Here is a 25558-nt window from a genome sequence, read left to right as displayed (position 1 = left end):
GTGTCGGCGTCGGGCTGGGGGTCGTCGGGGGCTTCAGTTGCGGGCCTGGGCCTGGGCCAGGCTTTGGCGCAGGTGGATGGACAGCGCCATTTCGTCGGTCTGCTTCTGTTCCTGGCGCTGGGCCTTGTGGGCGATGGCCTGCACCTTGCGGTCGGTGAACTTGCGCAGGCCGGCGAGGTCGCGCTCGGTGACGTGCACCTGCTCCTGCGCGGTGTCGATCAGGCGCTGGCGGTCGGCCAGCACGCCGCGCTGGAATTCCACGGCGTGGTAGATCTTGTGCATGAATTCGCGGTGGTGCATGAGCAGCGCGGGGTCCACGCCGGTGGCGCTGCGGGTCACCCAGCGGGCCTCGGCCTCGAGGGCGTAGGCCTGCAGCTGGTCCATCTGGTCCTGGGCCACCTTCAGCTCACGCTGCATCTGGGCCACCACGCCCAGGGCCTCGTCCCGGCGTTTCTCGGCGAGTTCCACCACTTTGTTCAGGGTGTTCAGCGCGGTCATCCGGCGTTTCCTTCATAGGGGTTGTGGTGGGGGCGGGTCTGGCGCTGGGACGAAGGCTTGTCCTTCTCGTCCTGCAGCGCGGCCTGCATCTGGCGCAGGCTCTCGGGCAGCGTGGCGGCCTCGTGCATGTCCTGCATCAGGAAGCGCTGCAGGGCGGGGTAGAGCACGATGGCGCGGTCGGTCTCGGGGTCGCTGCCGGCCACGTAGGCGCCGAGCTGGATCAGGTCGCGGCTCTTCTGGTAACGCGAATACAGGCTGCGGAAGCGGCGCGCCAGCTCCAGGTGCACCGCGCCGGCCACGTTGTGCATCACGCGCGAGGCCGAGGCCTCCACGTCGATGGCGGGGAAATGGCCGGATTCGGCGAGCGCGCGCGAGAGCACGATGTGGCCGTCCAGGATGGCGCGCGCCGCGTCGGCGATCGGGTCCTGCTGGTCGTCGCCCTCGGAGAGCACGGTGTAGAAGGCGGTGATCGAGCCCTTGCCGTTGAGGCCGTTGCCGCTGCGCTCCACCAGCTGCGGCAGCTTGGCGAAACACGATGGCGGGTAGCCCTTGGTGGCGGGCGGCTCGCCGATCGCCAGCGCGATCTCGCGCTGCGCCATGGCGTAGCGGGTGAGCGAGTCCATGAGCAGCAGCACGTCCAGGCCGTCGTCGCGGAAGCGTTCGGCGATCGCGGTGGCGTAGGCGGCGCCCTGCATGCGCACCAGCGGCGGCGCGTCGGCCGGGGCGGCCACCACCACCGAGCGCTGGCGGCCTTCGGCGCCGAGGATGTCCTCGATGAATTCCTTGACCTCGCGGCCGCGTTCGCCGATCAGGCCGACCACGATCACATCGGCCTTGGTGTAGCGCGCCATCATGCCCAGCAGCACGCTCTTGCCCACGCCGGAGCCGGCGAACAGGCCGATGCGCTGCGCCACGGCCCACGGTGAGCAGGGCGTTGATCGCGCGCACGCCGGTGTCCAGCGGCTGGCGCACCGGGTCGCGGTCCATGGCGTTGAGCGGAGCGCGGTCCATCGGCTCGACGTCCACGTTGGTGATAGGACCCTGGTGGTCCAGCGGGTTGCCGTGCGAATCGACCACGCGGCCGAGCAGGCCGGCACCCAGCGGCAGGCGCAGCGTGCCCCGATCGTCGGGCGAGGGCGGCTTGTTGGCCTTGCCCACGCGCGGCACGGTGCGGAAGGGGGCGAGCGGCGTCACGCTCGCGCCGCTGGACAGGCCATGCGTGTCGCCGGCCGGCATCAGGTAGGCCTTGTCGTTGGAGAAGCCCACCACCTCGGCCAGCACCGGGTCCTTATGGCCGTTGTCGATCAGGCACTGCGAGCCCACAGGCACCTTCAGGCCCACGGCTTCGAGCACCAGGCCGGCCAGGCGGGTGAGGGTGCCGCGCACCTCCAGCGGTGTCTTGACGGCGGCGTTCGCGCGCACGTCTTCCATGAAGTTGTCCCAGCGGCTCTCAGTGCCGAAAATGCTGTCAGACATCGGCGTTCCCCGGGTTCCAGGCCGCTTCCATGCCGAGGTTGCCCACGGCGCGCGACCAGCGTTTCTCGATGGTGGCGTCCACCGTCATGGTGGCCGACTCGATCAGGCAGCCGCCCGGGCTGATGGCCGCATCGGCCACGAACTCGGCGGGGTGGTTGCCCATGTTTTCCTGCAGCGCGCCCTTCATCATGGCCAGGTCGCCCGGGTTCAGGCGCACGGTGGCGGGCTGGCCGTCGTCCACCAGCTGGCCCAGGGCCTCGGTGATCACCGGCCGCAGGTGGGCGGGGTCGCTCTTGAGCTCCTGGCGCACCACCTGGCGGGCCAGGTCGCAGGCCAGTTCCAGGATGTGGCGCGAGATCTGGTCTTCGCTCTTCTTGAGGTGGTCGCGCGTGTTGTGCAGCAGCTGGGCCATGCGCACCGCGGTTTCCTCGGCGGTCTTGCGCACCGTGGCTTCGAGCGCGTCGCGCACTTCCTGGCCGCCGGCATCGTGGCCGCGCGAAAAGCCTTCGGCATAGGCCTGCTGGCGCGCTTCCTGCAGCACCTCGGAGGTCACGCCCTCGCTGGCGGTGCCGTCGGCCGGGCCGGCCTTGGGCAGGTCGTCGCTGCCGTCCACGGCGGAGAAGTGCCAGGCGGCGACGCCGTCGATCTCCTCGCGCGGGATGAAACGGGAATGGGGGTTGGGTTTGGAAGACGCCATGGTGTTCTGTTCCTCAGACGAACGCCTCGTCTTCGCCGCCGCCCATGATCACGATCTGGCCCTCGTCGGAGAGCCGGCGCACGACCTTGAGGATTTCCTTCTGCTGCGCTTCCACTTCCGACAGGCGCACCGGGCCGCGCGACTCCAGGTCTTCGCGCAGCGCCTCGGCCGCGCGGCTGGACATGTTGCCCAGCACCAGCTCGCGCAGTTCGTTGGTGGCGCCCTTGAGCGCGATCACCAGCGAATCGGTCGCCACTTCCTTGAGCACCATCTGCACCGACTTGCCGTCGAGCTTGAGCAGGTCCTCGAAGGTGAACATCTTGTCCATGATCTTCTGCGCCAGGTCGGCGTCGAACTCGCGGATCGATTCGATCACCGAGGTTTCGATCTGGGTGCCCATCATGTTGATGATCTCGGCGGCGGTCTTCACGCCACCCATGGAGGTCTTGCGGATCTTGTCGCCGCCGGCCAGCACCTTGTAGAGCACCTCGTTGAGGTCTTTCAGCGCGGTCGGCTGGATGCCTTCGAGCGTGGCGATGCGCAGCATCACCTCGTTGCGGGTGCGCTCGGTGAAGTTCTTGAGCACGCCGGCGGTCTGGTCCGATTCGAGGTGCACCAGGATGGCGGCCACGATCTGGGGGTGTTCGTTGCGCAGCAGTTCGGCGATGGACAGCGGGTCCATCCACTTCAGGCTTTCGATGCCCGAGACATCGCCGCCCTGCAGGATGCGGTCGATCAGCAGCGAGGCCTTGTCGTCGCCCAGCGCGCGCTTGAGCACGGCGCGCACGTAGTTGTCGGTGTCGGACACCAGCAGGCTCTGCGACGAGGCCGCGCTGGTGAATTTCTGCATCACCTGGTCCACGCGGTCGTGCGAGACCGCGCGCGTCTTGGCGATGGTTTCGCCCAGTTTCTGCACTTCCTTGGGGCTGAGGTGCTTGAACACCTCGGCCGCTTCCTCTTCGCCCAGCGACATGAGAAAGATGGCGGCGTCCTGGATTCCCTGGTCTTCCATGATTCAGATTCCTTTAGCCCGATTCGCACAATACGGTCGAGTGCCGAAGCCTCTGACCAGGGGCACCGCGGGTCCGGCTTCGCCGGCCCCAGGTGCCGTCCTCCTCCCGCCGCAGGCGAGAGAGGGGGAAGCCGCGAAGCGGCGCAGGGGGTGGCTCCTGCTCATGCAGGGGCCTCGCCATTCACCCAGCCCTTGACGATGTTGGCCACGGCGGCCGGGTTCTCCAGCGCCAGGCGCTTGGCATCGGCCAGGCGCTGCGCCTCGGCGGTAACTTCGTTGCTCGGCATGGGCAGGCCGGGGCGCTCGGGCGATTCGTTGAGCACCGCGTTGAGCGGTTGCACCGGGGTGGTGTCCAGGCGGCGCGCGGCCGGCGTCTTCATCAGCTTCAGGCCGGGGCGGACCATGCCCATGAGCACCAGCAGGCCCAGGCCCACCATGCCCAGAGGCCAGGCCAGGCTGCGCAGCAGTTCCTGGTTGTCCGACTGCTGCCACCAGGCGCCGGCATCCACCTCGCTGGTCTTCTCGACGTTGAAGGCCGCGTTGACCACGTTGACCGAGTCGCCGCGGTCCTTGTTGAAGCCGATGGTTTCACGCACCAGGGCGGTCATCTGTTCGAGCTGCTGAGGCGGGATCGGGGTGCTGGTTTCCTTGCCGGCCTTGTCCACCGAGGTGCGGTGGTTGATCACCACCGCCGCGCTGAGGCGGCGCACCTGGCCGCTGGACTCGCGCACCACCTTCACCGTCTTGTCCACCTCGTAGTTCACGACCGACTCGCGGCGCGAGTTGCCGCCCTGGCCGCCGGCGCCCTGGGCGCTGGCGCACGCCCACGGGGGCGGCGGCGCCGTTGATGGGGGCCGTGCCGGTGGCCGGGGGCTGGTTGCTCACCGCGCCGGGCACGCCCGAGGGCTGGGCGCGCGGGCCGCTGCCGTCTTCCACGGTCTGCTGGCTGCGCACCGTGGCGGCGGCCTCGGGGCCCTGGTTGGGGCGGTGCTGTTCGCTGGTGGATTCGACCTGCGAGAAATCGACCTCGGCGCTGACCTGGGCCTTGACGTTGTTGCGGCCCACCAGCGGCTCCAGCATCTCCATGATGCGGCGTGTGTAGAGCTGTTCGAGCTGCTGCACGTACTGCAGCTTCTGGGTGTCGGCGCCCTGGGCCTGGCCATCGGGCGGGCTGGAGAGCAGGTTGCCCGCGTCGTCCACGATGCTGACCGCCTTGGGGTTCATCTCGGGCACGCTGGAGGCCACCAGGTGCACGATGCCGGCGACCTGCGCGCGGTCCAGCGTGCGGCCGGGGTGCAGGGTGAGCAGCACCGAGGCGCTGGGTTTCTGCTGTTCGCGGAAGAAGCCGTTCTGGTTCGGCAGGGCCAGGTGGATGCGCGCGCTCTGCACGGAGGAGAGCGACTGGATGGAGCGGGTGAGTTCGCCTTCCAGACCGCGCTGGAAGGTCAGCCGTTCCTGGAACTGGGTCATGCCGAAGCGGTTGGCCTCCATCAGCTCGAAACCGGTGACCGAGCCCTTGGGCAGGCCTTGCGAGGCCAGGCGCAGGCGGGTGTCGTGCACCTTGTCGGCCGGCACCATGATGGCCTGGCCGCCCTCGGCGTGCTTGTAGGGCACGTTCATCTGGGACAGCTGGGCCACGATCGCGCCGCCGTCCTTGTCGCCCAGGTTGGCGTAGAGCACGCGCCATTCCGGCTGGCGGCCCATGAAGAAGAAGGCCAGGGCGATCGCCAGCAGGGCCAGGGCGCCCAGGCCGAGCTTGATTTTCTGGGCCTGGTCCATGCGCGCGAAGCCGTCACCGAATGCGCTGCGCTCCTTCGCGGCGGTCGGTGTGACATCCAGTTCGGCAACGGCGGTGGTGCTCATGGCTTTCGGGGCTCGGGTAGATGGTCGATGGCAGAGGGAGATACACCCTGTTGCGGTCGATTATTCGGTCCCGGTGCCCCCGCCATAGCCATGAAAAGGCGGGGGTTTGTGCCCTTATTCCCGTCCCGTGCGGGCGGGGCGCCCTCTAGCATCTGGGCTCATACCACGTCGAAGGAGTCCGCCATGGACATGCGCATCGCCCCCCTGAGCAGCCAGGCCTTGAACGGCATCGGCTCATCCGCCCTGAAACGCCCCGGCGCGGCCGGTGGCGTGGAGTCTGGCTTTGCCGCCAACTTCAAGTCGGCGCTCAAGGAAGTCAGCGCGTCTCAGGAGGCCGCTTCCAAGCTGCAGACCCAGGTCCAGCTGGGCAACCCCAAGGTGAGCCTGGAAGAGACCATGCTCGCGATGCAGAAGGCCCAGGTCGGTTTCCAGGCCACCTTGCATGTGCGCAACAGGATGGTCCAGGCCTATTCCGACATCATGAACATGAGCGTCTAGAACGGTTCCACCCCGTTGCTTGCTCACTGCGTGTAGCCGCATCCCCCTTCCAGGGGCGATACCAGCGGCCCGGCAAAGCCGGTTCCGCGGTATCTCTGGATTCATTTACTTCGCTCCGGACCCGTTCAATGCATCGGGGCGGGGCTGCTCCGGTCGATCATCTGCGCCAAGTCGTTCAGCCAGGGCTCCGCCAGGCAGCGGATCTCGGCGTCGATGCGCAGGATGCGCTGCATGATCTTCGTCTTTTCCTTGCGCTCGTCGGGGCCTAGCTGGTCGGTGGCCGACTTGTGGCGCAGCTGGGCGATCAGCACCGCGCAGGCGCCTTCGAGGCGTACCACCTGGTCCCAGTTCTCCGTCTGCGCGGCTTCCAGCATCTGGCGGCTGGTGTTCTCGATGGCTTTGTAGTAGTCCAAAAGATGGTGCTCCATGTCAGGCTCCCTGCAGGGCGCCAGCGCGAATCTGTTTCCAGGAGTCGGCCAGGGGTTCGATGAGGTTCAGCACCTCGTGGATCGGGGCCGCGTCGTTGCGCAGGTTCGCCAGGGTCAGGCGCTGCACGCTGTACTCGTACAGGCCCTTGAGGTTGGCGGCCAGTTCGCCGCCTTCCTGCAGGTTCAGGCCGGCCTTGAGGCCTTCTTCCACGATCCGGATCGCCTTGCCGATGGCCGCGCCCTTGCTCGCCACGTCCTGGCGTTCCATCGCGCCGCGAGCCAGGTTCAGGCTCTGAATCAGCGCGTCGAACAGCAGGCTGACCAGCTGGTGCGGGTCGGCCGTCTGCACGCCGGTGTCGACGGCGACGCGTTTGTAGGTGGAGGCTGCGCGGGTGTTGACAGAGGTGAACATGGCTTGGGTTCCTGATGTCTGATACCTTTCTGTATCGGCACCGGGCGGGCTGACTGTAGGCATGAACGGCGCCATTTGAGGGGTCAAGTTCATGCTTTACATCCTTTAGTAACAGTCGCCCGTGGGCTCCATCAGCGCAGCAGCGAGAGCACGCCCTGTTGCGCCTGGTTGGCCTGCGCCACCATGGCGGTGCCGGCCTGCTGCAGGATCTGGGCGCGCGAGAGGCTGGAGGTTTCCTTGGCGAAGTCGGCATCCACGATGCGGCCGCGCGCGGCGGAGATGTTCTCGCCGGTGATCTGGATGTTGGCCACGGCGTTCTCGAAGCGGCTTTGCAGGGCGCCCAGGGTGGCGCGCGAGCTGTTCACGTCGTTGATGGCCTTGTCGATGATCTTGAGCGAGAGCTGGGCACCGCCCGCGGAGGCGACGGAGATGCCCCGCATGTCGTAGGCGCCGGCAAACATCGCGCCGCCCTGCAGGTTGCCGGTGGCCGCCGTGTTGAAGCCCGCGAGGTCCGCGGCCGCGCTGAAGGCGGTTTTTTCCGAGAACAGGTGGTAACCCGTCAGCGTGCCAGCCGCGTTGTACGACAGCTTGGCGAACACGCCGGTGTCGGCGGACCGGGCGTTCACCGCGTCCACGATCTGGCCCGCGCGTTCGGTGGCATTGGCGGCGGCCTTGATGGCGCCCAGCGACACCGCGGAGGTGTTGTCGCCCGGGATGGCGTTGATGGTCAGCGCACCGGCGGCGACCGCCGTCAGGTCCGTGAGCGAGCCCAGTGCCATCTCCGTGGAGACCTGGATCGTGGTGTAGCCCATCGCGCTGGGGGAGCTCATCGAGTCCAGCTTGACCGACACGATGGAGTCGATGGAGATGCCCTCGCCGGCGTTGGCGCCGACCTGGAAGGTGGCGTTGGCGAACGAGCCATCGAGCAGCTTGGTGCCGTTGAAGGCCGTGGTCTTGGCGACGCGGTCGATTTCCTGGCTCAACTGCGTGACTTCGGCCTGCAGGGCGGTGCGGTCGCTGCCGTTGTTGGAGGCGTTGGCCGACTGCACGGCCAGTTCGCGCATGCGCTGCAGCATGTCGCCGACCTTGCCCAGCGCGCCTTCGGCGGTCTGCGCCAGCGAGATGCCGTCGTTGGCGTTGCGCACGGCGACGTTCAGGCCGCGCACCTGGGCGTTCATGCGCTCGGAGATGGCGAGGCCGGCGGCATCGTCCTTGGCGCTGTTGACGCGCAGGCCCGAGGAGAGGCGCTGCATGGAGGTCGCGCAGCGAGCTGGAGGTCGTGCCCAGGTTGCGCTGGGCGGTCATCGACATCACGTTCGTGTTGATGGTGGTCATGAAGTGCTCCGGTCAGACGAAAAAAAAGCGGTTGCAGGCTTTCGCCATGCAACCGCCCTGGGGGCGATGCCCTGGCGAGATCAGCGCAGCAGGGACAGCACGCCTTGCTGGGCCTGGTTGGCCTGCGCCACCATGGCGGTGCCGGCCTGTTGCAGGATCTGGGCGCGCGAGAGGTTGGACGTTTCCTTGGCGAAGTCGGCGTCCACGATGCGGCCGCGCGCGGCGGAGATGTTCTCGCCGGTGATCTGGATGTTCGCCACGGCGTTCTCGAAGCGGCTTTGCAGGGCACCGAGGTCGGCGCGCGAGCTGTTGATCGAGTTGATCGCCTTGTCGATCACCTGCAGCGCCTTTTGCGCGTCGCCGAAGCTGTTGACGTTGATCGCCGACAGCGTGGTCAGGGTGCCGGGAGGGGCGGTGTCGCCAGGCGCGCCGGTGGCGGCGGCGGTGAAGGCGGCGCCGAAGTCGGTGGCGGCGGTCAGGTCGCGGCTCGAGAAGATTTCATAGGCGCCAGCGCCGGTTTCGCGGGCGAACACGCCGGTGTCGGCCGACTTGGCGTTGATCGCGTCCACCACCTGCGTGGTGCGCTGGGCGGCGGTCGTCGAGGCGGCGATGCCACCCAGGGCCACGTCCACGCCGGCGGCGTTCTTGATGCTCCAGCCGGTCGTGCCTGCCGGGATGGCGGCGTTGGCGGCGGTGGAGGGCGCGGCGACGGCTGCCACGAAGTGTTCAGTGGCGCTCAGCTGGCCCAGGGCGGTGGAGTTGGCCGAGACGATGCTGTCGATGGCGATGCCTTCACCGGCGTTGGCGCCGACCTGGAAGGTGGCGTTGGCGAACGAACCGTCGAGCAGCTTGGTGCCGTTGAACGAGGTGGTCTTGGCGACACGGTCGATTTCCTGGCGCAGCTGCGTGACTTCGGCCTGCAGGGCGGTGCGGTCGCTGCCGTTGTTGGAGGCGTTGGCCGATTGCACAGCCAGTTCGCGCATGCGCTGCAGCATGTCGCCCACCTTGCCCAGCGCGCCTTCGGCGGTCTGGGCCAGCGAGATGCCGTCGTTGGCATTGCGGGCCGCCACGTTCAGGCCGCGCACCTGGGCGTTCATGCGCTCGGAGATGGCCAGGCCAGCGGCATCGTCCTTGGCGCTGTTGACGCGCAGGCCCGACGAGAGGCGCTGCATGGAGGTTGCGCAGCGAGCTGGAGGTCGTGCCCAGGTTGCGCTGGGCGGTCATGGACATGACGTTGGTGTTGATGGTGGTCATAACTAACTCCTGTGAAGTGGTTGGGCTGACTGCCCGGCTGCCCGGGCCACGAACCCATGGAGAAGTTCGTTGAATCTAATTTCGGTGGTGCCTGAGGAATCTTTAGTCCCTTGTGACCACCGTGTGTCGTGTCAAGCCCCGTTCATCGGGTGCCGTCGACCGGTCAAGAAAAGGGCGGTTGCCCGGCTTTCGCCGCGCAACCGCCCTGGGGGCGATGCCTGCCGGAATCAACGCAGCAGGGACAGCACGCCTTGTTGTGCCTGGTTGGCTTGGGCGACCATCGCGGTGCCGGCCTGCTGCAGGATCTGGGCGCGCGACAGGTTGGACGTTTCCTTGGCGAAGTCGGCGTCCACGATGCGGCCACGCGCGGCGGAGATGTTCTCGCCGGTGATCTGGATGTTGGCCGACGGCGTTTTCGAAGCGGCTTTGCAGGGCACCGAGGTCGGCGCGCGAGCTGTTGATCGAGTTGATCGCGTTGTCGATCACCTTCAGGGCCTTTTGCGCGTCGCCGAAGCTGTTGACGCTGATGTCGTCGAGCTGGCTGGCGGCGGCGGCACCGACGGCCACCGTGCCGGTGGCGGCGGCGGTGAAACCACCGAAATCGGCCACGGCGATGGCGCCTTCGGAGAAGGTCTCGAAGCCCGTCGCGACGCCGGCCGTGTAGGTGGCGCGGGCGAACACGCCGGTGTCGGACGACTTGGCGTTGATCGCGTCCACCACCTGCGTGGTGCGCTCGGCCGCCGAGGTGGCGGCGGAGATCGGGCCCAGGGCCACGCCCTTGACGGTCAGCGCACCGGCGGCGATGGCGGCGTTGGCGCCGGCCGTGGTGGTGATCGTGCCCGCGCCGGTGACCAGCGAGGTGTTGCCCAGCGAGGTGGAGTTGGCGCTGACGATGGAGTCGATGGCGATGCCTTCACCGGCGTTGGCGCCGACCTGGAAGGTGGCGTTGGCGAACGTGCCGTCGAGCAGCTTGGTGCCGTTGAACGAGGTGGTCTTGGCGCACGCGGTCGATTTCCGAACGCAGCTGGGTCACTTCGGCCTGCAGGGCGGTGCGGTCGCTGCCGTTGTTGGAGGCGTTGGCCGACTGCACAGCCAGTTCGCGCATGCGCTGCAGCATGTCGCCGACCTTGCCCAGCGCGCCTTCAGCGGTCTGCGCGAGCGAGATGCCGTCGTTGGCGTTGCGGGCCGCCACGTTCAGGCCGCGCACCTGGGCGTTCATGCGCTCGGAGATTGCGCAAGCCGGCGGCGTCGTCTTTCGCGCTGTTGACGCGCAGGCCCGAGGACAGGCGCTGCATGGAGGTTGCGCAGCGAGCTGGAGGTCGTGCCCAGGTTGCGCTGGGCGGTCATCGACATCACGTTCGTGTTGATGGTGGTCATGGTGTTTTCCGTTCAAAAAATGGAGGTGATGGACGATCGATCAGCGCAGCAGGGACAGCACGCCCTGTTGCGCCTGGTTGGCTTGCGCCACCATGGCGGTGCCGGCCTGTTGCAGGATCTGGGCGCGCGACAGGTTCGACGTTTCCTTGGCGAAGTCGGCGTCGACGATGCGGCCGCGCGCGGCGGAGATGTTCTCGCCGGTGATCTGGATGTTGGCCACGGCGTTCTCGAAGCGGCTCTGCAGGGCACCGAGGTCGGCGCGCGAGCTGTTGATCGAGTTGATCGCGGTGTCGATCACCTTCAGGGCCTTTTGCGCATCACCGAAGCTGTTGACGCTGATGTCGTCGAGCTGGCTCGTGGCCGCGGCGCTGTCGGCCGGGGCCGCGCCGGTGGTGGTGGCACCGAAGCCGACGAAGCTGGCGGCCGTGATGGCGGTGTCGGAGAACACCTCGAAGCCGGTGGCGGTGCCGCCGGCGTTGTAGGTGACGCGGGCGAACACGCCGGTGTCGGACGACTTGGCGTTGATCGCGTCCACGACCTGCGTGTTGCGACCGGCGGCCGTGGTGGCGACGGAGACCGGGCCCAGGGCCACGCCGCGCACGGTCAGCGCGCCCGCGGCGATGGCGCCCAGGGCGGTGCCGTCGTTGATCGCGCTGGTCGAGGTGCGCAGCGAGGTGTTGCCCAGGGCGGTGGAGTTGGCGCTGACGATGGAGTCGATGGCGATGCCTTCACCGGCGTTGGCGCCGACCTGGAAGGTGGCGTTGGCGAACGAGCCGTCCAGCAGCTTGGTGCCGTTGAACGAGGTGGTCTTGGCGACACGGTCGATTTCCTGGCGCAGCTGCGTGACTTCGGCCTGCAGGGCGGTGCGGTCGCTGCCGTTGTTCGAGGCGTTGGCCGATTGCACGGCCAGTTCGCGCATGCGCTGCAGCATGTCGCCGACCTTGCCCAGGGCGCCTTCGGCGGTCTGGGCCAGCGAGATGCCGTCGTTGGCGTTGCGGGCCGCCACGTTGAGGCCACGCACCTGGGCGTTCATGCGCTCGGAGATGGCGAGGCCGGCGGCGTCGTCCTTGGCGCTGTTGACGCGCAGGCCCGAAGACAGGCGCTGCATGGAGGTCGCGCAGCGAGCTGGAGGTGGTGCCCAGGTTGCGCTGGGCGGTCATGGACATGACGTTGGTGTTGATGGTGGTCATAACTAACTCCTGTGAAGTGGTTGGGCTGACTGCCCGGCTGCCCGGGCCACGAACCCATGGAGAAGTTCGTTGCAACCTATTTCGGTGCCTGCCACGTTTTCTTGAGGAAATCGAACCCGACCTGCCGCCGTTGCGGAAAAACGCACAAAAAAAAGCCCTGGTCGCATGAAGCGCCAGGGCATCCGTGGAGCGGACCCTTCAACTCAGCCTGTGGACTTGTTCCACTGCGCGATCTGTTGCGTGACGAAGGCGTTGAGCGAGTTGAGCTGGCCCACCATCGCGTCCATCGCGTTGTACTGCTTGAGGTAACGCGATTCGGCGCGGACGGCGCGTTCATTCACCTTTTCCTGTTCCTTGGTGTTGCGCTTGGCGGCTTCGCGCAGCGATTCGGAGCGCGAGGTCAGCGTGCCGCTGGCGCCCGCGAAACCTTCGGCGAAGGTCTTGAGCTTTTCGCCGAAGCCCTGCGCCGTGGGGTCGATGTGGTCGGCGTTGAACAGGTTCTGCACCGCCTGGGGGTTGTCCAGCGCCTTGCCCAGCTTGGTGCTGTCGACGGTCATCTTGCCGCCCGACTTGATGTCGATGCCGATGTCGGCCAGCGTGGTGAACTCACCGCCCGGCGTGAACGAGCGCATCATGCCGCGCAGCGCGTTCTGCAGGCCCACGGCCGTGCTGTCGCCCTGCAGCGAGCCGGCCACCTTGGTCTCCGAGTTGTAGCCCGTGGTGCTGCTGAGCATGTCGTTGAGCGCGTTGTACGCGTCGACGAAGGACTGGATGGTCTTGGTCATCGCCTCCTTGTCGTTGGTGATCGAGATCTCCACCGGCGCCGTCGTCGTCTGCGAGAACTGCAGGGTGATGCCGGGCAGGCCGTCCTTGTAGGTGTTGCTGGCCGACTCGATGGCGATGCCGTTGATGGTGGCCAGCGCGTTGGCGCCGTGCGTGATCTGCACGCCCGAGGCCACGCCGCCCTGCACCGCCAGGCGCGAGAGACCGGTGTTGCGCCGCACCGTCGCTGTCGGTGACCTGCATCTCGAAGCCCATGGCTTCGCCGGTTTCCTTGGAACGCATCAGCAGGCGTTCGCCCGTGGCGTCGCGCAGCACGGTGGCGGTCACGCCGGCGTCGGCCGCGTTGATCTTGGCCGCGATCGCCGTGAGCGTGTCTTCGCCTTCGGCGATCTCGATGTCCACGGCGGCCTTGTCGCCGGCCACGAAGGAGCCCGAGCTCCAGTCGCCCAGCGTGATCTTCAGGCTGCCCGCGCCCATGGCCGTGTCTTTGGGCACCGCCAGCGTGGCCGTGGACTGCGCCCGGGCCAGCTGCGACACCTCGACCGACATCGCGGTGGGCGCGGTGCCCGTGGCCGCGGTGACGCCGACGGCGGCGGCCAGCGAGGAACTCCCCTTGACGGCCTTGAAGGCATTGGGGTCGGCCAGCTTGGTGCCGAGCTCGCCCAGCGAGTTCATCATCGACGTCAGCGTGCCGAAGAGCGAGATCTTGCTCTGGATCTTGGTGGCCTGCGTCTGCAGCCCCGCCAGCGGCGCGCGTTCGAGTGCGACCAGCTGCGAGACGATGGTTTCGATCGGGACGCCGCTGGCGATGCCGGTGGAGGTGATGGGCATGTCAGGTCTCCGCGCCGGCGCGGGGCGCCGGCGTGTGGGTGGAAGCGGGTCGGTTCTTCATGTTCTGTTTCCTCCGGGATGTACGCACCACACGCCAGGGCATGCGGTCTGTGCATCCCGCAATCGCCGTTTGCGCACGGCGCATGCGGATGTGCGCGCTCGATCAGGAACGCAGCAGCGAGAGCACCCCCTGGGGAATCTGGTTGGCCTGCGCCACCATGGCGGTGCCGGCCTGTTGCAGGATCTGGGCGCGCGAGAGGTTGGACGTTTCCTTGGCGAAGTCGGCGTCGACGATGCGGCCGCGCGCGGCGGAGATGTTCTCGCCCGTGATCTGGATGTTGGCCACGGCGTTCTCGAAGCGGCTTTGCAGGGCACCGAGGTCGGCGCGCGAGCTGTTGATCGAGTTGATGGCGTTGTCGATCACCTTCAGGGCGAGCTGCGAGTCGCCGAAGGAGTTGACGTTGATGTCTTCGACGAAGGAATCGGCGGCGGCGGCGGTGGCCGCGCCAGCGCCGGTGGTGCCGGCGGCGAAGTTGCCGAAGTCGGCGGCCACGAGCGCGCGGTCGGAGAACACCTCGTAGCCGTCCATCACGCCAGCGGTGAAAGTGGGGCGGGCGAACACGCCGGTGTCGGAGGACTTGGCGTTGATCGCATCGACCATCTGGCCGGCGCGTTGCGCCAGCGTGGTGGCTTCACCGATGGGGCCGAGGTTGACCGCGTTGCCGTTGGCGTCGTCGATCGAGAGCGGCGTGGCGCCACCGGCGGGGATGGCGGCCAGCACGGCGGGCGCGACCGGCGTGGCCGGCGGCACGATCTTGGCGGTGGTGTGCACCGAGGTCTGGCCCAGCGCCGCGGAGTTGGAGTTGACGATGCTGTCGATGGAGATGCCTTCACCGGCGTTGGCGCCGACCTGGAAGGTGGCGTTGGCGAACGAGCCGTCGAGCAGCTTGGTGCCGTTGAACGAGGTGGTCTTGGCGACGCGGTCGATTTCCTGGCGCAGCTGCTGCACCTCGGCGTTGAGCGCGGTGCGGTCGCTGCCGTTGTTCGAGGCGTTGGCCGACTGCACGGCCAGTTCGCGCATGCGCTGCAGCATGTCGCCGACCTTGCCCAGCGCGCCTTCGGCGGTCTGGGCCAGCGAGATGCCGTCGTTGGCGTTGCGCGCGGCCACGTTGAGGCCACGCACCTGGGTGTTCATGCGTTCGGAAATCGCGAGGCCGGCGGCATCGTCTTTCGCGCTGTTCACGCGCAGGCCCGAAGACAGGCGCTGCATGGAAGTTGCGCAACGAGCTGGCCGAGCTGCTCAGATTTCGCTGAGCATTCATCGACATCACGTTCGTGTTGATGGTGGTCATAACTAACTCCTGTAAATGGACTTGGAAAGTGAACCGGCTTCATGGACATTGCTGCCCATCGCCGTGTCGACCCTTGCGGGCCTCCACCGTCGCTGCTCGCCGCCTTTGCTGGCCGGACGACGAACCCATTTGGAAGTTCGTTGAGTCAATTTCGGTGATGAGTGGAGATTCTTGAGGTTTGTCTGCAATCCAACCGGCGGATAAACCGGGCCGTTCGGCGCCAGTTCATGGCTTAAAGAGGCTCCCCCCTGCGCCGCTTTGCGGCTTCCCCCCTCTGTGGCGCGCCTTCGGCGCTTCGAGGGGGGGACGGCGTCTCGGGCCGGCGGAGCCGGACCCTTGACGCCTCTTGAGGGGGCGGCTTCTCTCCTGCGCCGCTCCACAGGCAGGATCGTTTTGAGTACCAAGGTTGTAGGTGTTTGGATGACAAGGGGGTGCTGCGCGCCTGACGCAACGCACAGACATTTCCCGATTCAAGTTTTTTTACCGCTCGACACAATTCATACATCGGGCCAACAAACAGCGGCTCCTACTGAAAGAAGGAAACATCATGGACAGCGAACAACTCCTGGCAGAAATCCGCGAAGCCAACCTGACCTACCTCATGCTGGCGCAGAACCTGATCCGCAAGGACCGCGCCGAAGCCCTGTACCGCCTGGGCCTGACCGAAGAAGCCGCCGACCTGCTGGGCATGCTGTCCACGGCGCAACTGCTCAAGATCGCTTCCAGCAACATGCTGCTGTGCCGCTTCCGCGTCGACGACGACCTGGTGTGGAACCTGCTGACCAGCCACAACGTGAAGAAGGTGGACAACAGCACCACCACCCAGCTGCACGCCAGCATCCTGATGGCCGGCCGTTTCGCCGAGTCCATGGCCGCTCACTGAGCCGCGCTCCCGCTTCCCTCCTTCTTTCTTCTTCTCTCTCACCGTTTCATCTCCAGGAGCCCACCATGGCCGCAGGCAAGAGCATCCTCAACGAGTCGCGTGACATCGAGCGCGCTGTCGCCCTGATCCAGCTTGGCGCCCGCCTGCAGGTGCTGGAGTACGAAACCAGCCTGTCCTACGAGCGCCTGCTGCGCCTGTACAAGGAAGTCGCCGGCAAGTCGCCCTCCAAAGGCCAGCTGCCCTTCTCGACCGACTGGTTCCTGACCTGGCAGCCCAACATCCACTCGTCGCTGTTCCTCAACATCCACGAGTACCTCTCCAAGACCAGCGAACTCGAAGAGATCGACACGGTCATCAAGGCCTTCCGCCTCTACAGCGAACAGATGCAGGCCAGCGCCATCGAGCCGCTGCTCTCCGTCACCCGCGCCTGGCGCCTGGTGAAGTTCGTCGACAACGGCATGCTCACGCTGACCAAGTGCTCCTGCTGCGGTGCGCGGCTTCGTCACCGAACCCTACGAAAACCGCCATTTCGTCTGCGGCCTGTGCCAGCCGCCGGCCCGCGCCGGCAAGGGCAGCGCCAACGGTGGCCTGCGGTTGCATTGAGCCCGAGCCTTTTCGCTCAAACCCTGAAATGGACCCCGATGCGGGTCCATTTCGCGTTTATGGCCCCCTTCAATCCCCCCTAGAGTTGGCCGATAGAAAACACATTCCTCCAAGTCACGCGTGCGCCCCTGTGCCGCGTCCTCTTCCAGGCACAAGAACATGTTCGTCATCATTGGTTTCGTGGTTTCGATGGTCTGCATCTTCGGGGTATTCATATTCCACGGAGGCAACATCGGTGTCGTGCTCAAGGCGCTGCCCTTCGAGCTGACGACCATCCTGGGCGCCGCGCTGGGGGCTTTCCTCATCAACAACCAGATGAAGGTGGTCAAGGCCTCGTTCAAAGGCCTGGCGCAGTGCTTCAAGGGCAGCCGCTACACCAAGGCGCGCTACATGGAGCTGCTCGCGCTGCTGTTCGACATCCTGCAGAAGGCCCGCAAGGAAGGCCTGATGGCGATCGAGCAGGACGTGGAGAACCCGCACGAGTCGGCGCTGTTCAAGAAATACCCCACCATCTCGGCCGACCACCACGTGGTCGAGTTCATCACCGACTACCTGCGCATGATGGTCTCGGGCAACCTCAACGCGCACGAGATCGAGTCGCTGATGGACGCCGAGATCGAAACCCACCACCAGGAGGCGCATGCCCCGGTGGCTGCCATCGGCCGCCTGGCCGGCGGCCTGCCGGCCTTCGGCATCGTGGCCGCCGTGCTGGGCGTGGTGAACACCATGGGCTCGGTCGGCCAGCCGCCCGCCGTGCTCGGCGCCATGATCGGTTCGGCCCTGGTCGGGACCTTCCTCGGCATCTTGCTGGCGTACGGCGTGTTCGAACCGCTCGGCGGCCTGCTGGACCAGAAGATGGAAGAGGGCAGCAAGGAGCTGCTGTGCGTCAAGACCACGCTGCTCTCCAGCATGCAGGGTTATGCGCCGCTGACCGCGATCGAGTTCGGCCGCAAGGTGCTGTTCGCCGACGTGCGGCCGACCTTCGCCGAGCTGGAAACCCACGTGAAGAAGAAGTGATTTCCTTCGGGTAGAGCACCATGGCAGGCGACGGCAAGAAACTTCAGCCCATCATCATCAAGCGCATCAAGAAGGGTCGGCCATGCCGCCCATGGTGGTGCGTGGAAGATCGCCTACGCCGACTTCGTGACCGCGATGATGGCCTTCTTCCTGCTCATGTGGCTGCTGGGCTCCACGGCCAAGGGCGAGCTGCAGGGCATCGCGAGCTACTTCCAGTCGCCGGTGAAGGTCTCGCTCATGGGCGGCCCGGGCACCGGCAACAGCAGCAGCATCCTGCCCGGCGGTGGGCGCGACCTGAGCAAGTCCTTCGGCCAGATGGACAGCGGCGAGGCCGAGCGCGCGGCCAAGCTCATCGGCGCCCAGATGGCGCGCGCCGACTCGATGCGCCGCGACGCCGCGCGCATCGACGCGCTGGAGCGCAAGATCACCACGCTGATCGAAAAGAACCCCAAACTCTCGGAGTTCGGTTCGCAGATCCAGCTGGAAAAAACCCTCGACGGCCTGCACATCCAGATCGTGGACCAGCAGAACCGGCCCATGTTCGACACCGGCAGCGCGCTGGTGAAGCCCTACATGCGCGACATCCTGCGCGAGATCGGCGCGGCGCTGGGTGATGTGGAGAACCGCATCGCCCTGGCGGGCCACACCGACGCCACGCCCTACGGCAGCGGCGAGCGCGGCTACAGCAACTGGGAACTCTCGGCCGACCGGGCCAACGCCTCGCGCCGCGAACTGGTGGCCGGCGGCCTGCCGCAGGACAAGCTGCGCCGGGTGGAAGGCCTGGCGTCAAGCCGCCTGCTGCGCGAAGACCTGCCCACCGACCCGATCAACCGCCGCATCAGCATCGTGGTGATGACGCAGGAGGCCGAAGACCGCCTGCTGCCCCGCTCGTCGCCCACGCCCGTGATGCCCATGCTCGAACCCATGCCGCCGCCGCTGCCCACCGCGGCCGCCAAGCCCCAGACCGCCCCCCGCGTGGCCGCCCAGCCGGCCGCCGCCGGCGCCGCACCGGACGTGCCCGCCGTGCCTGTGAAGACCGCCGACCCCGTCATTGCGCTGCCCACGCTTCAGATTTCCGGGCAAGTGACGAAATCTCCTTCACAGAGCGGTGGCTGACGCGGCCGGCTCCTCTTCCTTGATCCTTTCCTCCCACGGAGGCTTTCATGTCCACCCCGATGAAATTCCTGATCGTTGACGACTTCTCCACCATGCGCCGCATCGTGCGCAACCTGCTCAAGGAGATCGGGCACGCCGACGCCGACGAGGCCGAAGACGGTGCGATCGCGCTGAGCAAGCTGCGCAACGGCGGCTTCAACTTCGTGGTGTCGGACATCAACATGCCCAACATGAACGGCTTCGAGCTGCTGGCCCAGATCAAGCAGGACGAGAAGCTCAAGCACCTGCCGGTGCTGATGGTGACCGCCGAGGCGCGCAAGGAAGACATCGTGATGGCGGCGCAGAACGGTGCCGCCGGTTACATCGTCAAGCCCTTCACCAAGGCCACGCTGGAAGAAAAGCTCGCGAACATCTTCAAGAAGCTCGGCATCTGAGAGGGCCGCACCATGAATCAACAACAAGAAGAGGCGGCGTCGGGCAACCCCGACATGTTCCGCCAACTCGGTTCGATCACGCGGCAGCTGCACGATGCGCTCAAGGAGCTGGGCTACACCGACAAGCTCAAAGGCACGGTGGACCAGCTGCCCGACGCGCAGAGCCGCCTGTCCTACATCGCGCGCCTGACGGGCGAGGCGGCTGAAAAGGTGCTCAACCACGTGGACGAAGGCAAGGCCGAGCAGGCGAAGATCGCCGAACGCGGTCGCCAGCTGGCCGACACCATCTCCCGCGTCCCCGGCCTGGCCCGCGCCATGCCCGAGCTGCTGGAATGGTCGAAAGACATCGTCGAGCTGAGCGACAAGTCCGACGCGCGCCTGACCGACATCATGATGGCGCAGGACTTCCACGACCTCACCGGCCAGGTGATCGGCCGCGTGGTCCAGCTCGCCGGCACCATCGAAGAACAGCTGCTCAGCCTGCTGCTGCAATCCGCCCCCGGCGGCCAGCCAGGCCAGGACCATGCCATCGTGGACCAGCCCGCCCTGGCTGGCCCCGTGGTCAACGCCGAAGGCCGCACCGACGTGGTGAGCGACCAGGCGCAGGTCGACGACCTGCTAGCGAGTTTGGGGTTTTGACCCCCGCGGCGCTTCGCGCCACCCCCTTTCAGGGGGCAATGCCAGTGGCCCGGCAAAGCCGGTTCCACGGCATTTCTGGAAAAGCCCTCGTTGGCGCGCCACTGGCTCGGGGATGCCGGGCGTTCTGCGCAGCGGGGTAAAGGAGGAGGACCGGCGAAGCCGGTTCGGGGGACACCCGCGGAGCAGAACGCCCGGCGTCCCCGAGCCCGCGAGGTGACGGGAAAGAAAAGCGCCGTTCAAGGGCGTCTTATCGCCCTTTAGTTTTTCCTGGCGGCTTCCAGAATCGGATTTACCGATCGTGTGAACCGCCCATGGACTCCTCCGCCCAAGACAAGAACCTGCCAGCCACCGCGCAGCGCCTGAAAAAGGCGCGCGACGATGGCCAGGTGCCGCGTTCCAAGGACCTGTCCAACCTCGCCGTGCTCGGTGGCGGCGCCCTCATCCTGGTCGCGCTCGCCCCCGTCGGCTTCGAAAAACTGCGCAGCGCCCTGCAAGGCCAGCTGCGCTTCGACCACCAGACCCTGCTCAAACCCGAACTCGCCACCGAACGCCTGGTGGACGGCTTCGCGCAAGGCCTCATGCTCTACCTGCCGCTGGGCGTGGCCGTGCTCGCCATCGTGCTGCTCGCCGCCTTCGGCTCCGGCAGCTGGGCCCTGAGCACCAAGCCCCTCGTGCCCGACCTCAGCCGCATCAACCCGCTCAAGGGCATCGGCCGCCTCTTCACCAAACAACAGCTCTTCGACACCGCCAAGCTGGCCGCCATCTCCGCCATCGTCGGGCTGGTGGCCTGGCAGTTCCTCTCGTCCCACGTGCAGGACTTCGCCATGCTGGTCATGCAGCCGCTGGAATCGGGCCTGGGCCAGCTCGGCCACTGGCTCATGCTCGGCGTGGGCCTGCTGCTGATGGTGGTGGCGCTCGTCGCCGTGATCGACTTCCCGGCGCAGAAATTTTTGCACGCGCAGCGCATGCGCATGTCGCACCAGGAAGTGAAGCAGGAACACAAGGAAGCCGAAGGCGACCCGCACTTCAAGTCCAAGCGCCGCGCGATGCAGCGCGAGATGGCCCAGCGCAACAGCGTGGGCGCCGTGCCCAAGGCCGACCTGGTGGTCATGAACCCGACCCACTACGCCGTGGCAGTCCGCTACGACGACGCCAGCATGAACGCGCCGCGCGTGATCGCCAAGGGCGCCGACCTGCTGGCCATGAAGATCCGCGACGTCGCCAAGGCCCACAAGGTGCCGGTGCTGCAGTCGCCCATGCTGGCGCGCGCGCTCTACGCCCACGCCGAGATCGACGACGAGATCCCATCGGCGCTCTACACCGCCGTGGCCCAGGTGCTGGCCTACGTGTACCAGCTCAAGGCCGCCATGAAGGGCCAGGGCGCCATGCCCGCCGCGCAGCCCGAACCCCTGGTGCCGCCCGAGCTCGATCCGCACTTCAAGAAACCCGCCAAAGAGGCCTCTGAATGAACCTGCAAACGCTGCAGCAATGGTTGAACCGCAACGCCAGCTGGGCCGGCGGCCTGGCCGCGCCCATGCTGGTCATCACCATCCTGTCGATGATGGTGCTGCCGCTGCCACCCTGGCTGCTGGACACCTTCTTCACGCTCAACATCGCGCTGGCGCTGGTGGTGATGATGGTGGCGGCCTACATGAAGCGGCCGCTGGACTTCTCGGTCTTTCCCACCGTGCTGCTGCTCACCACGCTGCTGCGCCTCTCGCTCAACGTGGCCTCCACCCGCGTGGTGCTGCTCGAAGGCCACACCGGCCCGGGCGCGGCCGGCGCGGTGATCGAGGCCTTCGGCCACTTCCTGATCGGCGGCAACTTCGCGGTCGGTTTCATCGTGTTCGCGATCCTGGTGGTGATCAACTTCGTGGTGATCACCAAGGGCTCGGAGCGCATCGCCGAGGTCTCGGCCCGCTTCACCCTGGACGCCATGCCCGGCAAGCAGATGGCGATCGACGCCGACCTGAACGCCGGCCTGATCGACGACAAGGAGGCCAAGCGCCGCCGCCGCGAAGTGGGCGAGGAAGCCGAGTTCTTCGGCTCCATGGACGGTGCCTCCAAATTCGTGCGCGGCGACGCCATCGCCGGCATCCTGATCCTGTTCATCAACATCATCGGCGGCTTCATCATCGGCGTGCTGCAGCACGGCCTCTCGGCCGGCCAGGCGGCGGACAACTACATCCTGCTGGCCGTCGGTGACGCGCTGGTGGCGCAGATTCCCTCGCTGCTGATCTCGGTGGCCGCGGCCATGGTGGTCTCGCGCGTGGGCAAGGACGAAGACCTGGGCGTGCAGGTGATGGAGCAGATGTTCCTCTCGCCCAAGGTGCTGGGCATCACCGCCGCCGTGCTGTTCATGCTGGGCATCGTGCCGGGCATGCCGCACCTGGTGTTCCTGAGCTTCGCGGCCATCGCCGGCGGCCTGGCCTACTGGGTGGCGCGCGAGCAGGCCAAGCCCGCGCCCGAACCGGAAGCGCCGGCCGTGCAGGGCGACGGCGAAGCCACCTGGGACGACCTGCAGCCGGTCGACCTGCTGGGCCTGGAACTGGGCTACCGCCTGATCGCCATGGTGGACAAGACCCGCCAGGGCGACCTGCTCACCCGCATCAAGGGCGTGCGCAAGAAGTTCGCGCAGGAGGTCGGTTTCCTGCCGCCCGCGGTGCACATGCGCGACAACCTGGAGCTGCGCCCCAGCGCCTACCGCATCACGCTGCGCGGCGTGGTGGTGGGCGAGGGCGAGGTGTTCCCGGGCATGTTCCTGGCGATCGACCCGGGTGGCATCGGCACCCCGCTGATCGGCACGCCCACCACCGACCCGGCGTTTGGCCTGCCCGCGCACTGGATCGACGAAAAGCAGCGTGAGAACGCGCAAATGGCCGGTTTTACCGTGGTTGATTCCGAGACCGTGCTGGCGCACGCATCTTTCACACTTGATGCAAGTCCAGGCGGCCAAGTTGCTGAGCCGGACGGAGACCCAGGACCTGGTTGAACACGTCACCCGCCTGGCCCCCAAACTGATCGAAGAAGTCGTGCCCAAAATGGTCCCGGTTGCCACCTTCCAGAAAGTCCTCCAGCTGCTGCTGGAAGAGTCTGTGCATGTGCGCGACATCCGCACCATCATCGAATCGCTGGCCGAGCACGCCCCCCACACCACCGACCCGACCGAGCTGGCCCGCCGCGTGCGCATGGCGCTCTCGCCGGCCATCGTGCAGCAGATCTACGGCCCGGTGAAGGAACTCGAGGTCATCGCCATCGAGCCCGGCCTGGAGCGCCTGCTGATGCAGGCCCTCTCGGGCAGCGCCAACGGCGCGCTGGACCCGGGCGTGGCCGAGATGCTGAGCAAATCCGCCACCGACATCGCCAACCGCCAGGAAGAGAAGGGCGTGCCCGCCTGCCTGCTGGTGCCCGACGCCATCCGCAATGCCATGTCCCGCCTGCTGCGCCGCGCCGCGCCGCGCCTGCAGGTCCTGGCGCACAGCGAAATACCTGAAACCCACCTGATCCGCATCGGCCCGATCCTTGGAGAACTTGCAGCATGAACATCCAACGCTTCATTGCCCCCACGTCCCGCGAAGCCATGAACAAGGCGCGCAAGACCTTTGGCGACAGCGCCGTGATCCTCTCCACCCGCAACACCGCTGAAGGTTTCGAGGTGATGGCCGCCGCCGAGGAAAGCCTGGCTTCGCTGGCCGATCACGCGAACGCCGCGCCGGCCGCCGCCGCTGCCGCTGCCGCGCCCGCCCGTCCCAAGGCCTCCACCACCGGTTCGCTGGCCGCGCCGCAGTCGGTGCAGAGCGACACCGAGACGCTGGCGATGAGCACGCTGTCGTTCCAGGACTATGTGCGCGAACGCATGCTGCGCAAGCGCCGCGAGTCGCTGCACGGCACGCCCGCCGCGGCCGCCGAAACCGCGGCGCCCGCCATCGAGCGCCGCGCGCCGGCCCCGGTCGCCGCGCCGCAGATCGTGACCCGGCCCGAGCCGATCGAGGTGCCGGTGCAGCGCTTCAACCAGCCCGAACCCATCGTGGCGCGCAAGCCCGCCCCGATCCGCACCCGCTCCAGCGAGCCGGCGTGGGAAGACTCGCAGCCGCCGTCCACGCGCTTCCCCAGCCACGACGACAGCCGCATGGCGGTCGAGCTCTCGGCGCTCAAGGACATGATCGAGGAGCGCTTCAACACCCTGGCCTGGCTCGGCTCGTCCAAGCAGAACCCGATCCAGTCCAACCTGATGCTCAAGATGATCCGCGCCGGCTACTCGCCCGCGATGTCGCGCGCCGTGCTCGAGCGCGTGCCGGCCGAGGCCAATGCCGCCGAAGCGGTGCGCTGGCTGATGGATGTGATCACCCGCAACCTCAAGGTCGCGACGCCCGGCGCCGGCCTGTGCGACGAAGGCGGCGTGGTCTCGCTGGTGGGCGCCACCGGCGTGGGCAAGACCACCACCGCCGCCAAGCTGGCCGCGCAGTGCGTCAAACAATACGGTGCCGGCAGCGTGGGCCTGATCACGCTGGACACCTACCGCGTCTCCGGCTTCGAGCAGCTGCGCGCCTTCGGCCGCATGCTGGGCGTCGTGGCCCACCTGGCGCACGACCGCGCCGCGCTCAAGGACCTGCTCAACCTGCTGGGCAACAAGCGCCTGGTGATCATCGACACCGCCGGCCTGGGCCAGCGCGACCAGCGCATCCAGGACATGCTGGACGTGCTCGACATCCCCAAGGTCAAGAAGACCCTGGTGCTCAACGCCGGCTCGCAAGGTGACACGCTGGACGAGGTGCTGACCTCGTTCAAAGCGAGCTCGCTGCACGGTGTGGTGCTCTCCAAGGTGGACGAAGCCGTCAAGCTCGGCCCGTCGCTGGACGCGCTGATCCGCCACCAGGTGGTGCTGCGCGGCGTGGCCAACGGCCAGCGCGTGCCCGAAGACTGGCAGAACGCCGATGCCGCCGCGCTGGTGCGCCTGTCCATGGGCACGCAGGGCAAGTCGGCCTACGACCCGCAACCCACCGACATGGGTTTCTTCTTTGCCCAGGCCTCCGGCCGCGGCATCGACCTGGGGGCGGCCCATGTTTGAACCCGGCTTCGACCAGGCCGCCGGTTTGCGGGGCGAACCGCCCGTGGGCGGGCCGGTGCTGGTGCCGGTGTCCAGCCCGGCGCAGCCCGCGCGCGCCTACGAATGGCTCTGCACGCTGGCCACCGCGCTCACGGCCGAAGGCCGGGCGGTGGTGATCGTCGATGGCACGGCCACCGAAGCCCGCAGCCGCGACCGCCACGACGGCGCCCACCTGGGCCTGATGCGCGTGCTGCAAGACCCCTCCATCGCTCACCTGGAACACCCCCTGGATGGCGCCGACTGGCTCGTGATGCCCGGCGCCGCCGGCCTGCAGGCCTTGCAGGAAACCGCGCAGGCCGCGGGCAGCCAGGTCGCGCTCTCGCGCCTGCTGACGCCGTTCGCCTCGGGCGCGGTGGTGCTGCTGTTCGCGCCCGCCTTCTCGCTGGCCGGTTTGCTGCACGGCCTGGGTGCCCGCGCGCTGGTGCCCGTGATCGAACAACCGCAGTCCAGCATCGACGCCTACGGCGCGGTCAAGCTGCTGGACGCGGCCGGCCTGGCGCCGGTGCTCGCCCCGCTGGCCTCTGGCGCGCCCGCCGCGCTGCAGACCGTGGTGCACACGGTGATCGACACCGCGCAGCGCCACCTCGGCCTGTCGCTGGACAGCTGGCCCGTCGCAACCTGGGCCCTGCGCGCGCAGGAAAGCGCGATCGAGAGACCCCGCCCGACCCATGCGCACGGCTACCACGGCCTGGTGCCCGGCGCCTCGCGCACCGGCCGCTCCACGGCCGCCGCCCCTTCTCTCTGGAGCTGAAG

15 protein-coding genes and 10 pseudogenes are annotated in these 25558 nt (G+C 67.4%); 11 read left to right on the top strand and 14 right to left on the bottom strand.

The window, feature by feature from the left end:
* Positions 1-33: 33 nt before the first annotated feature.
* The 5 genes and pseudogenes from fliJ to fliF form a co-directional block, all read right to left on the bottom strand.
* A complete protein-coding gene (gene fliJ / locus ACFJGX_RS26600; RefSeq protein ID WP_382323237.1) occupies positions 34-498 on the bottom strand; it encodes a flagellar export protein FliJ in 465 nt (154 codons plus the stop codon).
* A pseudogene (gene fliI, locus ACFJGX_RS26595) lies at positions 495-1929 on the bottom strand (flagellar protein export ATPase FliI). The gene fliJ and the pseudogene fliI overlap by 4 nt, the downstream one beginning before the upstream one ends.
* A gap of 37 nt (positions 1930-1966) precedes the next feature.
* Entirely contained in the window at positions 1967-2671 is a 705-nt protein-coding gene (locus tag ACFJGX_RS26590) for a FliH/SctL family protein (RefSeq protein WP_382323239.1), read from the bottom strand.
* A gap of 13 nt (positions 2672-2684) precedes the next feature.
* Positions 2685-3683 (bottom strand): flagellar motor switch protein FliG, encoded by a 999-nt coding sequence (gene fliG / locus ACFJGX_RS26585; protein WP_291113495.1) that lies wholly within the window; start codon positions 3681-3683, stop codon positions 2685-2687.
* Positions 3684-3844: 161 nt separating this feature from the next.
* A pseudogene (fliF, locus tag ACFJGX_RS26580) lies at positions 3845-5546 on the bottom strand (flagellar basal-body MS-ring/collar protein FliF).
* A gap of 183 nt (positions 5547-5729) precedes the next feature.
* Between fliF and fliE the strand changes: the two are divergent.
* Positions 5730-6044, top strand: a complete 315-nt coding sequence (fliE, locus tag ACFJGX_RS26575; protein WP_382161780.1) for a flagellar hook-basal body complex protein FliE — start codon at positions 5730-5732, stop codon at positions 6042-6044.
* 125 nt (positions 6045-6169) lie between these two features.
* On the opposite strand, the gene ACFJGX_RS26570 is transcribed toward fliE, so the two are convergent.
* The 9 genes and pseudogenes from ACFJGX_RS26570 to ACFJGX_RS26530 all read right to left on the bottom strand — a co-directional run bounded on the left by ACFJGX_RS26570 (position 6170) and on the right by ACFJGX_RS26530 (position 15006).
* On the bottom strand, positions 6170-6472 hold the full coding sequence (locus ACFJGX_RS26570; protein WP_382161778.1) for a flagellar protein FliT: 303 nt from the start codon (positions 6470-6472) through the stop codon (positions 6170-6172).
* 1 nt (position 6473) lies between these two features.
* Positions 6474-6884 (bottom strand): flagellar export chaperone FliS, encoded by a 411-nt coding sequence (gene fliS / locus ACFJGX_RS26565; RefSeq protein ID WP_382161776.1) that lies wholly within the window; start codon positions 6882-6884, stop codon positions 6474-6476.
* 131 nt (positions 6885-7015) lie between these two features.
* A pseudogene (locus ACFJGX_RS26560) lies at positions 7016-8219 on the bottom strand (flagellin).
* 80 nt (positions 8220-8299) lie between these two features.
* Positions 8300-9473, bottom strand: a pseudogene (locus ACFJGX_RS26555) (flagellin).
* Positions 9474-9700: 227 nt separating this feature from the next.
* Positions 9701-10850: pseudogene (locus tag ACFJGX_RS26550) on the bottom strand (flagellin).
* 40 nt (positions 10851-10890) lie between these two features.
* A complete protein-coding gene (locus tag ACFJGX_RS26545; RefSeq protein ID WP_382327399.1) occupies positions 10891-11958 on the bottom strand; it encodes a flagellin in 1068 nt (355 codons plus the stop codon).
* 285 nt (positions 11959-12243) lie between these two features.
* Complete coding sequence (gene fliD / locus ACFJGX_RS26540) at positions 12244-12987, bottom strand: flagellar filament capping protein FliD (protein ID WP_382327397.1); 744 nt, start codon at positions 12985-12987, stop codon at positions 12244-12246.
* 172 nt (positions 12988-13159) lie between these two features.
* Positions 13160-13654 (bottom strand): annotated as a pseudogene (locus tag ACFJGX_RS26535) (flagellar cap protein FliD N-terminal domain-containing protein); the annotation flags it as partial.
* Between the two features lie 163 nt (positions 13655-13817).
* A pseudogene (locus ACFJGX_RS26530) lies at positions 13818-15006 on the bottom strand (flagellin).
* Between the two features lie 547 nt (positions 15007-15553).
* Here ACFJGX_RS26530 and flhD point away from each other — a divergent pair.
* The 10 genes and pseudogenes from flhD to ACFJGX_RS26480 all read left to right on the top strand — a co-directional run bounded on the left by flhD (position 15554) and on the right by ACFJGX_RS26480 (position 25556).
* Positions 15554-15889 carry a flagellar transcriptional regulator FlhD gene (flhD, locus tag ACFJGX_RS26525; protein ID WP_297403347.1) on the top strand — a complete coding sequence of 112 codons (336 nt, stop codon included), beginning with the start codon at positions 15554-15556 and terminating at the stop codon, positions 15887-15889.
* Between the two features lie 65 nt (positions 15890-15954).
* A pseudogene (flhC, locus tag ACFJGX_RS26520) lies at positions 15955-16492 on the top strand (flagellar transcriptional regulator FlhC).
* 159 nt (positions 16493-16651) lie between these two features.
* A complete protein-coding gene (motA, locus tag ACFJGX_RS26515) occupies positions 16652-17509 on the top strand; it encodes a flagellar motor stator protein MotA (protein WP_382323243.1) in 858 nt (285 codons plus the stop codon).
* A gap of 20 nt (positions 17510-17529) precedes the next feature.
* Positions 17530-18625 (top strand): annotated as a pseudogene (motB, locus tag ACFJGX_RS26510) (flagellar motor protein MotB).
* A 47-nt stretch (positions 18626-18672) separates the two neighbouring features.
* Positions 18673-19059, top strand: coding sequence for a chemotaxis response regulator CheY (cheY, locus tag ACFJGX_RS26505; RefSeq protein WP_382161749.1), 387 nt, complete (start codon positions 18673-18675; stop codon positions 19057-19059).
* 12 nt (positions 19060-19071) lie between these two features.
* The gene (locus tag ACFJGX_RS26500) at positions 19072-19698 is read left to right on the top strand and encodes a protein phosphatase CheZ (RefSeq protein ID WP_382161746.1); all 627 of its coding nucleotides are present in this window, start codon (positions 19072-19074) and stop codon (positions 19696-19698) included.
* Between the two features lie 311 nt (positions 19699-20009).
* Positions 20010-21167: a flagellar biosynthesis protein FlhB gene (locus ACFJGX_RS26495; protein ID WP_382327395.1), complete on the top strand. Its 1158-nt coding sequence runs from the start codon at positions 20010-20012 to the stop codon at positions 21165-21167.
* Positions 21164-23240, top strand: a pseudogene (flhA, locus tag ACFJGX_RS26490) (flagellar biosynthesis protein FlhA). The gene ACFJGX_RS26495 and the pseudogene flhA overlap by 4 nt, the downstream one beginning before the upstream one ends.
* Positions 23237-24766 (top strand): flagellar biosynthesis protein FlhF, encoded by a 1530-nt coding sequence (gene flhF / locus ACFJGX_RS26485; RefSeq protein ID WP_382323245.1) that lies wholly within the window; start codon positions 23237-23239, stop codon positions 24764-24766. Before flhA ends, flhF begins: the two are co-directional and overlap by 4 nt.
* Positions 24759-25556: a hypothetical protein gene (locus tag ACFJGX_RS26480; RefSeq protein ID WP_291112636.1), complete on the top strand. Its 798-nt coding sequence runs from the start codon at positions 24759-24761 to the stop codon at positions 25554-25556. The genes flhF and ACFJGX_RS26480 overlap by 8 nt, the downstream gene beginning before the upstream one ends.
* Positions 25557-25558 lie beyond the last annotated feature (2 nt).

Source organism: Hydrogenophaga sp. UC242_50 (assembly GCF_042697355.1).
Taxonomy (GTDB): Bacteria; Pseudomonadota; Gammaproteobacteria; order Burkholderiales; family Burkholderiaceae_C; genus Hydrogenophaga.
This window is presented reverse-complemented; position numbering and strand designations above follow the sequence as displayed.